11 protein-coding genes are annotated in these 15,491 nt (G+C 53.3%); 7 read left to right on the top strand and 4 right to left on the bottom strand.

Features of this window, described 5'->3' with window-relative positions; all coding sequences use genetic code 11:
* Positions 1 to 28 precede the first annotated feature (28 nt).
* The 6 genes from NA986_RS08710 to NA986_RS08685 are packed head-to-tail and all read left to right on the top strand — an operon-like array spanning position 29 to position 6,141.
* Positions 29 to 2,725 (top strand): fimbrial biogenesis outer membrane usher protein, encoded by a 2,697-nt coding sequence (locus NA986_RS08710; RefSeq protein ID WP_227000481.1) that lies wholly within the window; start codon positions 29 to 31, stop codon positions 2,723 to 2,725.
* Positions 2,726 to 2,737: 12 nt separating this feature from the next.
* The gene (locus NA986_RS08705; RefSeq protein ID WP_001044459.1) at positions 2,738 to 3,511 is read left to right on the top strand and encodes a fimbria/pilus periplasmic chaperone; all 774 of its coding nucleotides are present in this window, start codon (positions 2,738 to 2,740) and stop codon (positions 3,509 to 3,511) included.
* A 19-nt stretch (positions 3,512 to 3,530) separates the two neighbouring features.
* Positions 3,531 to 4,037, top strand: a complete 507-nt coding sequence (locus NA986_RS08700) for a fimbrial protein (RefSeq protein WP_070793834.1) — start codon at positions 3,531 to 3,533, stop codon at positions 4,035 to 4,037.
* Positions 4,038 to 4,051: 14 nt separating this feature from the next.
* A complete protein-coding gene (locus NA986_RS08695) occupies positions 4,052 to 4,522 on the top strand; it encodes a fimbrial protein (protein WP_023215991.1) in 471 nt (156 codons plus the stop codon).
* The gene (locus NA986_RS08690; protein ID WP_023215990.1) at positions 4,519 to 5,055 is read left to right on the top strand and encodes a fimbrial protein; all 537 of its coding nucleotides are present in this window, start codon (positions 4,519 to 4,521) and stop codon (positions 5,053 to 5,055) included. The genes NA986_RS08695 and NA986_RS08690 overlap by 4 nt, the downstream gene beginning before the upstream one ends.
* Positions 5,056 to 5,109: 54 nt before the next feature.
* The gene (locus NA986_RS08685) at positions 5,110 to 6,141 is read left to right on the top strand and encodes a hypothetical protein (protein WP_001071987.1); all 1,032 of its coding nucleotides are present in this window, start codon (positions 5,110 to 5,112) and stop codon (positions 6,139 to 6,141) included.
* 349 nt (positions 6,142 to 6,490) lie between these two features.
* On the opposite strand, the gene relA is transcribed toward NA986_RS08685, so the two are convergent.
* Together relA and rlmD are read right to left on the bottom strand one after the other, a co-directional pair.
* Complete coding sequence (relA, locus tag NA986_RS08680) at positions 6,491 to 8,725, bottom strand: GTP diphosphokinase (protein ID WP_000226841.1); 2,235 nt, start codon at positions 8,723 to 8,725, stop codon at positions 6,491 to 6,493.
* Positions 8,726 to 8,776: 51 nt separating this feature from the next.
* Positions 8,777 to 10,072 (bottom strand): 23S rRNA (uracil(1939)-C(5))-methyltransferase RlmD, encoded by a 1,296-nt coding sequence (gene rlmD / locus NA986_RS08675; RefSeq protein WP_000046849.1) that lies wholly within the window; start codon positions 10,070 to 10,072, stop codon positions 8,777 to 8,779.
* A gap of 57 nt (positions 10,073 to 10,129) precedes the next feature.
* On the opposite strand from rlmD, the gene barA reads away from it, so the two are divergent.
* The gene (barA, locus tag NA986_RS08670) at positions 10,130 to 12,886 is read left to right on the top strand and encodes a two-component sensor histidine kinase BarA (protein WP_000186400.1); all 2,757 of its coding nucleotides are present in this window, start codon (positions 10,130 to 10,132) and stop codon (positions 12,884 to 12,886) included.
* Between the two features lie 43 nt (positions 12,887 to 12,929).
* Here barA and NA986_RS08665 read toward each other — a convergent pair whose 3' ends face one another.
* Positions 12,930 to 14,072 carry a glycerate kinase gene (locus NA986_RS08665; RefSeq protein ID WP_023215987.1) on the bottom strand — a complete coding sequence of 381 codons (1,143 nt, stop codon included), beginning with the start codon at positions 14,070 to 14,072 and terminating at the stop codon, positions 12,930 to 12,932.
* Between the two features lie 77 nt (positions 14,073 to 14,149).
* Entirely contained in the window at positions 14,150 to 15,490 is a 1,341-nt protein-coding gene (gene gudD / locus NA986_RS08660) for a glucarate dehydratase (protein WP_000107113.1), read from the bottom strand.
* Between the last annotated feature and the right edge of the window lies 1 nt (position 15,491).

Below are 15,491 nucleotides of genomic sequence, written 5' to 3'. Positions count from 1 at the left end.
TGTTGAGTTTTATTGCGGAATATATTTGATGAATAACACATGGAAAAGTGTTCTTTGCCCAATAGCGTGCGGAGTGGGAATGCTTCTAAGCGCCTCCCCTTATAGCGCGTCAGGCAAAGACATCGAATTTAATACCGATTTCCTCGATGTAAAAAATCGCGATAACGTTAACATTGCACAGTTTTCTCGTAAGGGTTTTATTCTGCCAGGCGTCTACCTCCTACAAATTAAAATTAACGGACAGACTCTGCCGCAGGAATTTCCTGTTAACTGGGTTATTCCAGAACATGATCCACAAGGAAGTGAGGTTTGCGCAGAACCAGAATTAGTTACGCAATTGGGTATAAAACCGGAACTCGCGGAAAAACTCGTCTGGATAACGCACGGTGAACGACAATGTCTGGCGCCAGATTCACTGAAAGGCATGGATTTTCAGGCCGACCTGGGGCACTCCACGCTGTTGGTGAATTTACCCCAGGCGTATATGGAATACAGCGATGTCGACTGGGACCCGCCCGCCCGCTGGGATAATGGTATTCCCGGCATCATTCTGGATTACAACATTAATAATCAGCTCCGCCACGATCAAGAAAGCGGCAGCGAAGAGCAAAGCATCAGCGGCAACGGGACGTTAGGCGCGAACCTGGGCGCATGGCGACTGCGGGCCGACTGGCAGGCCAGCTACGACCATCGTGACGATGACGAGAACACTTCCACCCACCACGATCAGAGCTGGAGCCGCTACTACGCCTATCGCGCACTACCGACGCTCGGGGCCAAACTTACGCTGGGCGAAAGCTATCTCCAGTCCGATGTTTTCGACAGCTTTAACTATATCGGTGCCAGCGTCGTTTCTGACGATCAGATGCTGCCGCCGAAACTGCGCGGCTATGCGCCGGAGATCGTGGGCATTGCGCGTTCTAACGCAAAAGTCAAAGTCTCCTGGCAGGGGCGCGTACTGTATGAAACGCAGGTGCCCGCAGGACCGTTCCGTATTCAGGATCTCAACCAGTCCGTTTCCGGTACGTTGCACGTCACCGTGGAAGAGCAGAACGGTCAGACCCAGGAGTTTGACGTTAACACCGCATCGGTTCCCTTCCTGACGCGCCCCGGCATGGTGCGCTACAAGATGGCGCTGGGCCGCCCGCAGGACTGGGATCATCACCCCATTACCGGCACATTCGCCTCGGCGGAAGCTTCGTGGGGGGTCACCAACGGCTGGTCGCTATATGGCGGCGCAATTGGAGAAAGCAACTATCAGGCCGTGGCGCTGGGAAGCGGTAAGGATCTTGGCGTGGTGGGCGCGGTGGCGGTCGACATTACGCACTCCATCGCCCACATGCCGCAAGACGACGGGTTTGACGGCGAAACGCTGCAGGGTAACTCATATCGCATCAGCTACTCCCGTGACTTTGATGAAATCGACAGCCGACTAACCTTTGCCGGATACCGCTTCTCAGAAAAGAACTTTATGAGCATGAGCGACTATCTGGATGCGAAAACCTATCATCATCTCAATGCCGGTCACGAAAAAGAACGCTATACGGTCACCTATAACCAGAACTTCCGTGAACAGGGCATGAGCGCCTATTTCAGCTACTCACGCAGTACCTTCTGGGACAGCCCGGATCAGAGTAACTATAACCTGTCTCTTTCCTGGTACTTCGACTTAGGGTCGATAAAAAATCTCAGTGCGTCGCTGAACGGCTATCGCAGCGAATATAACGGTGATAAAGATGATGGCGTCTATATCTCGCTGTCTGTTCCCTGGGGCAATGATTCCATCAGCTACAACGGTACGTTTAACGGTAGTCAACACCGTAATCAGCTCGGCTATTCCGGCCACAGCCAGAACGGCGATAACTGGCAGCTTCACGTCGGGCAGGATGAACAAGGCGCGCAGGCAGACGGTTATTACAGCCATCAGGGCGCGCTGACGGACATCGATCTGAGCGCGGATTATGAAGAAGGATCGTACCGTTCGCTGGGTATGTCGCTGCGCGGCGGCATGACGCTGACCACCCAGGGCGGCGCGCTACACCGGGGAAGTTTAGCGGGCAGCACACGTTTGCTGGTTGATACCGACGGCATTGCGGACGTCCCCGTTAGCGGTAACGGCTCGCCAACCTCAACCAACATTTTCGGCAAGGCCGTGATTGCGGATGTCGGAAGCTATTCGCGCAGCCTGGCGCGTATCGATCTGAACAAATTGCCGGAGAAGGCGGAAGCAACTAAGTCGGTTGTGCAGATCACGCTCACCGAAGGCGCCATCGGCTACCGTCACTTTGACGTGGTCAGCGGCGAGAAAATGATGGCGGTTTTCCGGCTGGCAGACGGCGACCTCCCACCGTTCGGCGCCGAAGTGAAAAACGAACGCCAGCAGCAGTTGGGCCTGGTGGCCGATGACGGCAACGCCTGGCTGGCGGGCGTAAAAGCCGGGGAAACATTGAAAGTCTTCTGGGATGGCGCGGCGCAGTGTGAAGCATCACTCCCGCCCACGTTTACACCAGAGCTATTGGCCAACGCGCTATTGCTGCCGTGCAAAATGCTGGAAGGTCAGCCCCCCACCGCACCGCAGAAAAGTTCTCCGCTGCCTGCGCAACCGCTAATCCAGGAACATACGCAAACCGATGGCCAACCGGCCGCGCCGGTGGCGACAACCACTCAAACCCCGCCCATACCGCTGGCTGACAACCATGCGGTGAATCGCAAGGATATGGAATAAAGGGAACCCGTAATGAACAAGACCAACCATTTTAAGCGCCAGGCGCTTATCGCTTCGGTATTACTGGCTGCGCCGCTGGTATCGCACAGCGCGATTGTGCCGGATCGTACCCGCGTTATTTTTAACGGCAATGAAAATTCAATCACCGTCACGCTGAAAAACGGCAACGCCACTCTGCCCTATCTCGCACAGGCGTGGCTGGAAGACGATAAGTTCGCCAAAGATACCCGCTATTTTACCGCCCTGCCGCCGCTGCAGCGTATTGAGCCAAAATCCGACGGGCAGGTTAAAGTCCAGCCGTTACCAGCCGCGGCTAGCCTACCGCAGGACCGGGAAAGTCTGTTTTATTTCAACGTGCGGGAAATTCCGCCGAAAAGCGATAAGCCTAATACGCTCCAGCTGGCGCTGCAAACGCGTATTAAGTTTTTCTACCGCCCGGTAGCCGTCGCCCGGCAGGTGGATAAGACGCACCCGTGGCAGACGAAGCTCACGCTGACCTACCAGGGCGATGGTGTGATCTTCGACAACCCCACACCGTTTTACCTCGTCATCAGCAATGCCGGTAGCAAAGAGAACGAAACCGCCTCCGGCTTTAAAAACCTGCTGATTGCCCCGCGTGAAAAAGTGACCTCTCCCATCAAAGGTGCCTCGCTCGGCAGCTCGCCGGTGGTGGGCTACGTCGATGATTACGGCGGCCATCGCCTGCTGGTTTTCACCTGCTCAGGGAATACCTGCAAGGTCAATGAGGAAAAAACCCGTGACGCTGAGAAGAAAGCGAATAAGTAATCCTGTGCGAAAGAGATCCATGACGATGTTGACTCGCTGGAAAATGCTGGTGCTGCTGTGCGGTGGATTCGTTGCCGGCACCGAGGCTGCCGGCACAAAAACCGTGCAACTGGAGCTACATCTGGTCGTCACTCAACCACCGCCCTGTACGATAGGCGGCGCTTCCGTAGAGTTTGGCGATGTCCTGACCACCAAAGTTGGCGATGTTTCTCAAACGAAACCTGTGGGCTACAGCCTGAACTGCGATGGCAGAGCGAGTGACTATCTGAAGCTACAAATTCAGGGGACCACCACCACCATCAGCGGGGAGCAGGTTCTGCAAACTTCGGTGCAGGGGTTAGGCATCCGTATTCAGCAGGCGGGCAATAAGCAACTGGTTCCGGTTGGCATAACGGATTGGCTGAACTTCACCCTGAGCGGCAGCAATGGGCCGGAGCTGGAAGCCGTACCGGTTAAAGAGCCCACCACGCAGTTAGCGGGTGGCGATTTTAACGCCAGTGCGACGTTAGTCGTGGATTACCAGTGATGGAGAGATTCATAGTGAAAAGGGTGCTTATCCTGACGCTTTTAATCACCCAGTTTGCCTGCGCCGACAATTTGACCTTTCACGGCAAACTGATAAACCCGCCCGCCTGTACTATCAATAACGGTGAAACGCTGGAGGTCAGTTTTGGTAGCGTCATTATTGATAATATTGACGGCGTCAATTACCTGACCGAGATCCCGTGGACCCTTACCTGCGACAGCAGCTTTCGCAATGACGCATTAACTTTTACGTTGAGCTATCTGGGCACGGCGACGCCTTACTCCGCAAATGCCTTAACCACCAATGTCCCTGAACTGGGCATTGAACTTCAGCAGAACGGCACGGTGTTTCCTCCCGGCACGTCGCTAACCATCGATGAATCATCGCTTCCCACACTAAAAGCCGTGCCGGTAAAACAGCCCGGTAAAGAGCCTGCCGAAGGCGATTTTGAGGCTTTTGCCACGTTACAGGTGGATTACCAATGAACCGTATTTTTCAAACTGCCGGGCATTTGATCGGAGGCGTAATGTTATGGGCGGTTTGCAATACGCTACCTGCCGCCACGCCTAATGTGCACTACAGCGGTAAGCTGGTTGCCGGCGCCTGTAACCTGGTAGTGGATAATGACACGATGGCGACGGTGGATTTTCATACTATTGGCAGTGACAATTTCGACGCCAGCGGGCAAACGACTCCTGTTCCATTCACACTTAGCCTCCATGATTGCAAAACAGCGCTAGCCAACGGCGTGCTGGTGACCTTTCAGGGCGTTGAAGACAGTACCCTGCCCGGACTGCTGGCGCTGGAGCCCTCGTCGGAAGCCAGTGGTTTTGCGATTGGCGTGGAAACGGCTGCACAGCAACCAGTGAGTATCAATGCAACAGAGGGTACAGCTTTTGTGCTGAAGGAAGGGATTACCACCATCAACTTGCAGGCCTGGCTGCAAAAATACGCTGGTGAAGATGTTATGCCGGGGGAATTTTCGGGTAGCGCAACAGTGAGTTTTGAATATCAGTAACTTCTCAAGTCATATACTCATTTCTAATATTTTATTTAAATAATGGAAATTTAAATGAATCAAAAAGCATTATTTTTTCTAAGTATAATTGCATATCCTGGGATAACTCAGGCCATTAACCAAAATGTAATGATTGAACCATTAGTAATACGTGACTCAACAAATTATTTAGTAATACCTCAGGCTCAACAGGCTGAATTCTCACAATGCAAAAGCTGGCCGCATGATAGCACTGTTATTCCAGCAAAATATGAGGCAACCCTGCTTAATGGAAGTCTCATATCTATGTTTATTGGTGGCATAACAGTTAATTTATATACAACAGCAGATGTCAAAGTTAATACAGATGCCCAGTGTACATTACTCAATGGTAATTTTCCTGGTTATTACGGCATAACATGCTTTGTTACTGGTTATGACACAGACAAAGCTGTACCTGTAAGGACAGATAATGGCATGTCAATTATCGAAAGTAAATTATATGCTACAGGAACAATGAGATATATAACAGAGATCCCGATGGATGGCAGTGGATTTCAGGGTATGGCGATTGGTGGTGCAGTAGTAATTAATACAGGCGCAATAACACCAACCCCTAATACGGGTGTTATTTCTAACATAACAATGCCACCACTATATGATCCCGGGTTTATTTTTACGGTACCTGGATGCGGTCAATACAAATATCATTCTGGGACAGGTTCTGTTTTTACGAATAACAATTCAACTTATACGGTTGCATCGCCGATTGGTTTCATAACTGCGTCTTTGGATAAGAACTCCGTGTTAAATTATAATGAACTTCATTATAACGATAAGGCAGAAAATATAGAACTAGGGAAAATTTATTTGATGTATAAGGAGAAAAATGTCACGTGGGGTGAAGGATTCGATTATACATTGGAAAATAGCACGATCAATGTAGTTTGTGCTGATAGCAGGATTAAAACAAATGTAGATTATCAATGTAGGAATGGTGATATGGGGGCATGCAACAATGGCGAACTGGGAAGAATAATCGGCAACTGGGAACGAATAAACGTTGATACTAATTGCAGCGTGACAGTTATTTTGCCCTGGCAATAGTATTTTTCTTAATAGATCTGAGTTTACGATTGCATACTTTTATACTCATATACCCTAAATAATTCGAGTTGCAGGCAGGCGGCGACGCAGTGACAAATTCGTCTGATACGAATTTGAACAGCCGAAGGCTGCCTGCGGTGGGGGACAAGGATGTCCCCCATCAATCCCCAGGGCTTACGCTGGTCAGTGACTGGGGGGAGCGAGGACAAATTGGCAAGGCCGATGTGAACGCCACTTACGGCGGCCCTTTAGGGCGAGGCCCGGAGAGCCGGGCCATGCCAACACACAGGCAACGTAAAGTATAACGGGTAGATATATCAGACTACTTTGTAGATAATAACGTTTCACTTTACCCCCCGTGCAGTCGCCGTGCATCAATCACATCCGGCACCTGGTTCAGCTTACCGAGCACGCGGCCCAGCACCTGCAGGTTGTAGATCTCGATGGTCATATCAATGGTGGCGATCTGCTGCTTAATGTCGCTGCGGCTGGCGACGCCCAGCACGTTGACTTTTTCGTTAGCCAGAATGGTGGTGATATCACGCAATAAACCGCTGCGATCGTTGGCCTGGACGCGCACCACCAGCGAATATCCCGCCGAGTAGCTCTCGCCCCATACCGCCTCTACGATCCGCTCCGGCGCATGGGAGCGCAGTTCCGCCAGCTGTTCGCAGTCGGCCCGGTGCACGGAAATCCCTCGCCCCTGAGTAATGAAGCCGACAATTTCATCCCCCGGAATCGGCTGGCAGCAGCGGGCAATGTGGTGCATCAAATTACCCACGCCTTCTACCACCACGCGCCCGTCGTCTTTACGACGATTTTGCGGCGCGTATGTTTTTTGTTGAAGCTGTTTCAGCGCCGCTGCATCCTGCTCCTCTGCACTCGGCTTATTGAACTGCGATTGCAGGAAATTCACCATCTGATTAAGACGGATATCGCCGCCGCCTATCGCCGCCAGCAACTCTTCCAGCTCATTAAAGTTGTAGCGCGGCAGCAGATGTTTCTCGGCCTCTTTCAGGCTAATCCCCAAATGCGCCAGCTCATCGTCGAGGATCTGCCGTCCAGCCAGGATATTTTTGTCACGGTCCTGTTTACGGAACCAGGCGTGAATTTTCGAGCGTCCGCGGCTGGTCGTCACATAGCCCAGGTTTGGATTCAGCCAGTCGCGGCTGGGATTCGGCTGCTTCTGAGTGATAATTTCAACCTGATCGCCCATCTGCAACTGATATGTGAATGGCACAATACGGCCGCCGATTTTCGCGCCGATGCAGCGGTGCCCGACATCGCTGTGGATGTGGTAAGCAAAATCGAGCGGCGTAGATCCAGCAGGCAAGTCAACCACGTCGCCTTTTGGCGTAAAAACGTAGACCCGATCGTCAAACACCTGGCTGCGCACTTCATCCAGCATTTCGCCGGAATCGGCCATCTCTTCCTGCCAGGCGATCAGCTTACGCAGCCACGCAATTCTGTCTTCATGACCGGAGCGCACGCCGCCGGACGCGGCGCCTTCTTTATACTTCCAGTGTGCCGCCACGCCCAGTTCGGCGTCTTCATGCATCTGTTTGGTACGGATCTGGATCTCAACGGTTTTACCGCCCGGCCCCAGGACCACGGTGTGGATAGACTGGTAACCGTTCGGTTTCGGGTTAGCGACATAATCATCGAATTCATCCGGCAGGTGACGATAGTGCGTATGCACTATCCCCAACGCGGCGTAGCAGTCCTGCAGACGTTCAGCGACAATACGCACGGCGCGCACGTCAAAGAGTTCATCAAACGCCAGATGCTTTTTCTGCATTTTGCGCCAGATGCTATAAATATGTTTTGGTCGTCCGTAGACTTCCGCCTGCACGCCTTCGTTTTTCATTTCGGCGCGCAGATGTCCAACAAACTCTTCGATGTAATGTTCGCGATCGAGACGGCGCTCATGCAGCAGTTTGGCGATGCGTTTGTATTCCGCCGGATGCAGGTAGCGGAAACAGTAGTCTTCCAGTTCCCACTTCAGTTGCCCGATGCCCAGACGATTAGCGAGCGGCGCATAGATGTTGGTACATTCTTTCGCCGCCAGCACGCGCTCATCTTCCGGCGCCTCTTTCACTTCGCGCAAATGAGCGATTCGCTCGGCCAGTTTGATCACCACGCAGCGGAAATCATCCACCATCGCCAATAACATTCGACGGACGTTATCAACCTGCTCCGAAGAAACAGAGTCGTTATGAGTGGCGTTTAGCTGACGGATCGCCGCCATATCGCGCACGCCATGAATCAGGGTAACGATAGATTTGCCGACGCTTTCGCGCAGTACATCTTCGCTGACTACGTTGGCGTCGGCCAGAGGGAACAGTAGCGCCGCCCGCAGCGTGTCGATATCCATACTCAGCGTGGAAAGAATTTCTACCATCTCCACGCCACGCCACAGCAACAGATCCGCATCCGGATGTCCTTGTGTCTGTTGCAGGCAATACGCCCAGGTTTCGGCTAAGCGCTCACACGACTGCTGGCTGGAAATTCCCAGGCTTGCGATCCACTTCTTCGGATCAAATTCACCAGCTTTATTAATATGTGCACTTCTTACCGCGACCATCGTCCTCTCCTTAAGGGACCAGGCCTACCGAAGTCGGTAAGCCGGTAATCATTACATGCGCTCGAACAGAACCATTGATTCCAGATGTCCTGTGTGCGGGAACATGTCGAGCATCGCTAAACGCGTAACCTCATATCCCGCATTGACCAGCGCTTCACTATCGCGCGCCAGCGTCGCCGGGTTACAGGATACATAAACAATGCGAATAGGTTTTAATTTTATAATATGTCGCATCACTCCTGTAGCCCCCGCACGCGCAGGATCGAGTAAGACTTTGTCAAAGCCGTTTTTCGCCCACGGCTGCTTCGTGACATCTTCCTCCAGGTTCTCATGGAAGAATGTCACATTATGTAAACCATTGCGGATGGCGTTTTCACGGCCTTTTTCTACCAGCGCCGGAACGCCCTCAACCCCAATCACGCTTGCCGCGCGCGTTGCCAGCGGCAGCGTAAAATTCCCCATTCCGCAGAACAGATCCAGGACACGATCCTCGGCGCGCACATCAAGCCACTCCAGCGCGCGGGCGACCATTTGCTGGTTTACCGCCTCATTAACCTGAATAAAGTCTCGCGGACTGAAGGCTAAACGTAAGCCGTGCGAATCATACCAGGGCGCTTCGCCAGATACCGTTTCCAGTATCTCGCTAAACGGCGCCAGAAACAGAGACAATCCCTCAGAATGCGAAAAGCGTTCCAGTTTTTCTTTATCCGCCGCACTTAATGGCGCGGTATGGCGCAGAATCATCAGCGTACCGCTTCCCGCCTGTACCAACTCAACATGCCCAAGATGTCGGGTGCCGTGTAAACTCGCCAGACACGCCCTGATTCGGGGCAGCAATGCTGCAAGCTGGGGCGCCAAAACGGGGCACTGTTCGACATTGACGATATCGCTGGAACCCGCTTTGCGAAATCCCATTTGCAGCGGTTTATCCGGCGGGCAATTCAGACTTAACCGCGCACGACGCCGATACCCCCAGGGCGCGCCGGCGATGATGTCATTCACCTCGTGTTTCATCAAACGCGCCAGCGCCGCGCTTTTGCTGCGTTGTTGCAGGGCGATGCTGACATGCTGTTGCTGACAACCGCCGCAGACGCCAAAATGCGGGCAGCGCGGCGTTTCTCGTTCCGGGCTATCATTCAAACGGCGTGAAACGCGTGCGCGGGCAAATTGCTTTTTATCTTCTGTAATAATGACTTCTGCGCTTTCCTCAGGCAATAAACCGGGGATAAACAGCGCCTTTCCGTTATGACGGGCTACGCCCTGACCAAATGAATCGAGGTCATTGACTTTAACGGTTATGATCTGACGCGTCGTCACGCGCCGTTTTGCAGAGTAGAATTGCGCCATCGACCAGCTTTTTCTCAATTTAACAGTGTGACCCTAATTGTCCCATAACGGAACTCCATGACCAACTACAGCCTGCGCGCACGCATGATGATTCTGATCCTGGCCCCGACCGTCCTGATAGGTTTGCTGCTCAGTATCTTTTTTGTAGTGCACCGCTATAACGACCTGCAGCGTCAACTGGAAGATGCCGGCGCCAGTATTATTGAACCGCTCGCCGTCTCCAGCGAATATGGTATGAACTTACAAAACCGGGAGTCTATCGGCCAACTTATCAGCGTCCTGCACCGCAGACACTCTGATATTGTGCGGGCGATTTCCGTTTATGACGATCATAACCGCCTGTTTGTAACGTCTAATTTCCATCTGGACCCCTCACAGATGCAGCTTCCCGCCGGAGCGCCGTTTCCACGTCGTCTGAGCGTCGATCGCCACGGCGATATTATGATTCTGCGCACCCCGATTATCTCGGAGAGCTATTCGCCGGACGAGTCAGCGATTGCCGACGCGAAAAATACCAAAAATATGCTGGGATATGTGGCACTTGAACTGGATCTCAAGTCGGTAAGGCTACAGCAATACAAAGAGATTTTTATCTCCAGCGTAATGATGCTTTTTTGTATTGGCATTGCGCTGATCTTTGGCTGGCGGCTTATGCGCGATGTCACCGGGCCTATCCGTAACATGGTGAATACCGTTGACCGCATTCGCCGCGGACAACTGGATAGCCGTGTGGAAGGATTTATGCTGGGCGAGCTGGACATGCTGAAAAACGGCATTAATTCCATGGCGATGTCGCTTGCCGCCTATCACGAAGAGATGCAGCATAATATCGATCAGGCCACTTCAGACCTGCGTGAAACCCTTGAGCAGATGGAAATCCAAAACGTTGAGCTCGATCTGGCGAAAAAGCGCGCCCAGGAAGCGGCGCGTATTAAGTCGGAGTTCCTGGCGAACATGTCGCACGAACTGCGAACGCCGCTGAACGGCGTCATTGGCTTTACCCGCCTGACATTAAAAACGGAGCTGAATCCCACCCAGCGCGACCATCTGAACACCATTGAGCGTTCTGCGAATAATCTGCTGGCGATCATTAATGACGTGCTCGACTTCTCCAAGCTGGAAGCCGGTAAACTCATTCTGGAAAGTATCCCTTTTCCACTGCGTAATACGCTGGATGAAGTGGTTACGCTGCTGGCCCACTCGTCGCATGATAAAGGGCTGGAGTTGACGTTAAATATTAAAAACGACGTCCCGGATAATGTGATTGGCGACCCGCTGCGCCTGCAACAGGTCATTACTAATCTGGTGGGTAATGCCATTAAGTTCACCGAGAGTGGCAATATCGATATTCTGGTAGAAAAGCGGGCGCTCAGTAACACCAAAGTACAGATTGAAGTGCAGATCCGGGATACGGGGATCGGCATTCCGGAGCGCGACCAGTCGCGACTGTTTCAGGCGTTTCGCCAGGCCGATGCCAGTATTTCTCGCCGTCACGGCGGCACCGGGCTTGGGCTGGTGATTACGCAAAAGCTGGTCAACGAAATGGGCGGGGATATCTCTTTCCACAGCCAGCCTAATCGCGGCTCGACCTTCTGGTTTCATATTAATCTTGATCTTAACCCAAATGTCATTATTGACGGTCCGTCGACCGCGTGTCTGGCCGGAAAACGGCTGGCTTATGTCGAACCGAATGCTACCGCCGCGCAATGTACCCTGGATCTGCTGAGCGACACGCCGGTGGAGGTGGTTTACAGCCCGACCTTCTCCGCGCTGCCGTTAGCGCACTACGATATTATGATTTTGAGCGTTCCGGTGACCTTCCGCGAGCCGCTCACCATGCAGCATGAACGTCTGGCGAAAGCGGCGTCAATGACGGACTTTCTACTGCTGGCGCTACCTTGCCATGCGCAAATTAACGCCGAAAAGCTGAAACAAGGAGGCGCGGCGGCCTGTCTGTTAAAACCATTGACGTCAACGCGCCTGTTGCCAGCGCTGACGGAATATTGCCAGTTGAATCACCATCCTGAACCGCTGCTAATGGATACCAGTAAAATCACCATGACGGTTATGGCGGTTGATGACAATCCCGCCAATCTGAAGCTTATCGGCGCGTTACTGGAAGATAAAGTCCAGCACGTAGAACTTTGTGATAGCGGACATCAGGCGGTAGATCGGGCGAAACAAATGCAGTTTGATCTGATTTTGATGGATATTCAGATGCCGGATATGGACGGCATACGCGCCTGCGAATTGATTCACCAGCTTCCTCATCAGCAGCAAACACCGGTTATTGCCGTTACGGCACATGCGATGGCCGGGCAAAAAGAGAAGTTGCTCAGCGCGGGCATGAACGACTATCTGGCTAAACCGATAGAAGAAGAGAAGTTGCATAATCTGTTGCTGCGCTATAAACCTGGCGCCAACGTAGCAGCGCGTCTGATGGCGCCGGAACCGGCTGAGTTTATCTTCAATCCGAATGCGACGCTCGACTGGCAGCTTGCGCTCCGCCAGGCTGCCGGTAAGCCCGATCTGGCGCGGGATATGCTGCAAATGCTGATTGATTTTCTGCCGGAAGTGCGCAACAAAATTGAAGAACAACTGGTGGGAGAAAACCCCAACGGTCTGGTCGATCTGGTCCATAAGCTACACGGGAGCTGCGGCTATAGCGGCGTACCGCGGATGAAGAACCTTTGCCAGCTTATTGAGCAACAGCTTCGCAGCGGCGTCCACGAAGAGGAGCTGGAGCCTGAGTTTCTGGAGCTGCTGGATGAGATGGATAATGTCGCGCGTGAAGCGAAGAAGATATTAGGCTGATATTCGCCGGATGGCGGCGTGACCGCCTTATCCGGCCTACAACTCAGCGTAACTGTTGCCCCGCTTTCAGCGTTGCAGCCACGTTGCGCGCGGTCATTCGTACGTTTTCACTCGCATTCTTCAGAGCGTCCTCCAGCGTGCAGATGGTATAAATCACGCTGAAAACGGCATCAAGCCCATGTTCATGAACCACGCCAACGTCCGCCGTCAGGCTACCCGCAATACCAATTACCGGCTTGTTATACCGTTTGGCGATGTTTGCCACGCCAATAGGGACTTTACCGTGAATGGTCTGGCTGTCGATGCGTCCCTCGCCGGTGATGACTAAATCAGCATCCGCAAGACACGCTTCCAGATGAAGCGCATCGGTGACAATCTCAATACCACGCCGTAGCTGCGCGCCGCAAAACGCGTATAACGCCGCCCCCATGCCGCCTGCCGCTCCGCCGCCTGCCAGATCCAACACATCGACATACAGATCGCGAGCAATCAAATGCGCATAGCGAGTCAATGCCGTATCCAGGCGTTCAATCATTTCCGGCGTCGCCCCTTTTTGCGGACCAAAAACCGCAGACGCGCCCTCTTTGCCGGTAAGGGGATTCGTGACATCGCAGGCGACCTCTATATGGCACGCCGACAAACGCTTATCCAGGCCGCTGATATCAATGCTGGCGAGTGTTTCCAGCCCAATGCCGCCTTGCGCAATATCATTGCCCTGCGCATCCCGTAGCCTGGCCCCCAGCGCCTGTACCATCCCCGCGCCGCCATCGTTGGTGGCGCTACCGCCGATACCAATAATGATATGCTCAACGCCCGCATCCAGCGCATGACGGATCAGCTCGCCGGTTCCCCATGACGTGGTCTTCAACGGATCGCGTTGCGCGGGCGGCACCTGCTCCAGCCCGCTGGCGGCCGCCATTTCAATGAACGCGGAACGCGCATCGCCGGAAAGCCCATAAAACGCATTGACGCGATGCCCCAACGGCCCGGTGACCTCAACATGCACGATTCGACCCGCCGTCGCTTCAACCATCGCTTCGACAGTACCTTCTCCGCCATCAGCCAGCGGCAATTTCAGGTAATCGGCGTCAGGCCAGATCTCGCGAAATCCTTGTTCAATGGCGGTCGCTACCTCAAGAGCACTCAAACTTTCCTTATACGAGTCTGGTGCGATCACTATTTTCATAAGTCGTCCTTACGCATGTTGATCCTGTTAAGCATACACCCAGAGAAGGACCGGTTCCTCACGGAACCGGCTCTGACTTAACGCACCATGCAAGGACGCTTATTATCAAACGTCCAGCCAGGAATTAAGTACTGCATTCCCATCGCGTCGTCACGCGCGCCTAAGCCATGCTTTTGATAGAGCTCATGCGCTTTCATCACCTGATCCATATCGAGCTCAACGCCCAGCCCCGGTTTGGTCGGTACTTGCACCATGCCGCCTTTAATTTCAAACGGTTCTTTAGTCAGACGTTGGTTGCCTTCCTGCCAGATCCAGTGGGTATCGATCGCGGTGATCTTGCCCGGCGCCGCCGCGGCAACATGGGTAAACATCGCCAACGAAATATCAAAGTGGTTGTTAGAGTGCGAGCCCCAGGTCAGACCGAACTCATGACACATTTGCGCCACGCGTACAGAGCCTTGCATAGTCCAGAAGTGCGGGTCCGCCAGCGGGATATCGACGGATTGCAGCGACAGCGTATGCCCCATTTGACGCCAGTCGGTCGCTATCATATTGGTGGCCGTCGGTAATCCGGTCGCGCGACGGAATTCCGCCATCACTTCACGCCCGGAAAAACCCTGTTCCGCGCCGCACGGATCTTCTGCATAGGCCAGAGAACCTTTCAGGTATTTACCAATGCTGATCGCTTCGTTCAGCGACCAGGCACCGTTTGGATCGAGCGTAACGCGCGCTTGTGGGAAACGTTTCGCCAGCGCCACGATTGACTCGGCCTCTTCTTCGCCCGCCAGCACGCCGCCTTTCAGTTTGAAGTCGTTGAAGCCGTATTTTTCATAGGCGGCTTCCGCCAGACGCACTACCGTTTCCGGCGTCATCGCCTCTTCATGGCGCAGACGATACCAGTCGCATTGCTCATCCGGCTGGCTCTGATACGGCAGCGGCGTGGCCTTGCGATTGCCGACAAAGAACAGATAACCCAGCATTTCGACTTCGCTGCGCTGCTGACCGTCGCCTAACAGCGAAGCGACGTTGACGCCCAGGTGTTGACCCAAAAGGTCAAGCATTGCCGCTTCAATACCAGTCACCACATGGATAGTGGTACGGAGATCGAATGTTTGTAAACCGCGTCCGCCCGCATCGCGATCGGCAAACTGGTTGCGAACGGCGGTCAGGACATTTTTATATTCACCCAGCGTTTTTCCCACCACCAGTGGGATCGCATCTTCCAGCGTTTTGCGAATTTTTTCGCCGCCCGGAATCTCGCCGACCCCGGTATGGCCGGAGTTATCTTTAATAATGACGATGTTGCGCGTGAAGAACGGGGCGTGCGCGCCGCTCAGGTTCATCAGCATACTGTCATGACCCGCAACCGGGATAACCTGCATTTCAGTCACTACAGGCGTCGTAAATTGAGTACTCATA

The sequence above is a fragment of the Salmonella sp. NW177 genome (assembly GCF_051811585.1).
In the GTDB taxonomy this organism is placed as follows: domain Bacteria; phylum Pseudomonadota; class Gammaproteobacteria; order Enterobacterales; family Enterobacteriaceae; genus Salmonella; species Salmonella enterica.
Note: the sequence above shows the minus strand (reverse complement) of the source record. Positions and strands in the feature narration are given on the sequence as shown.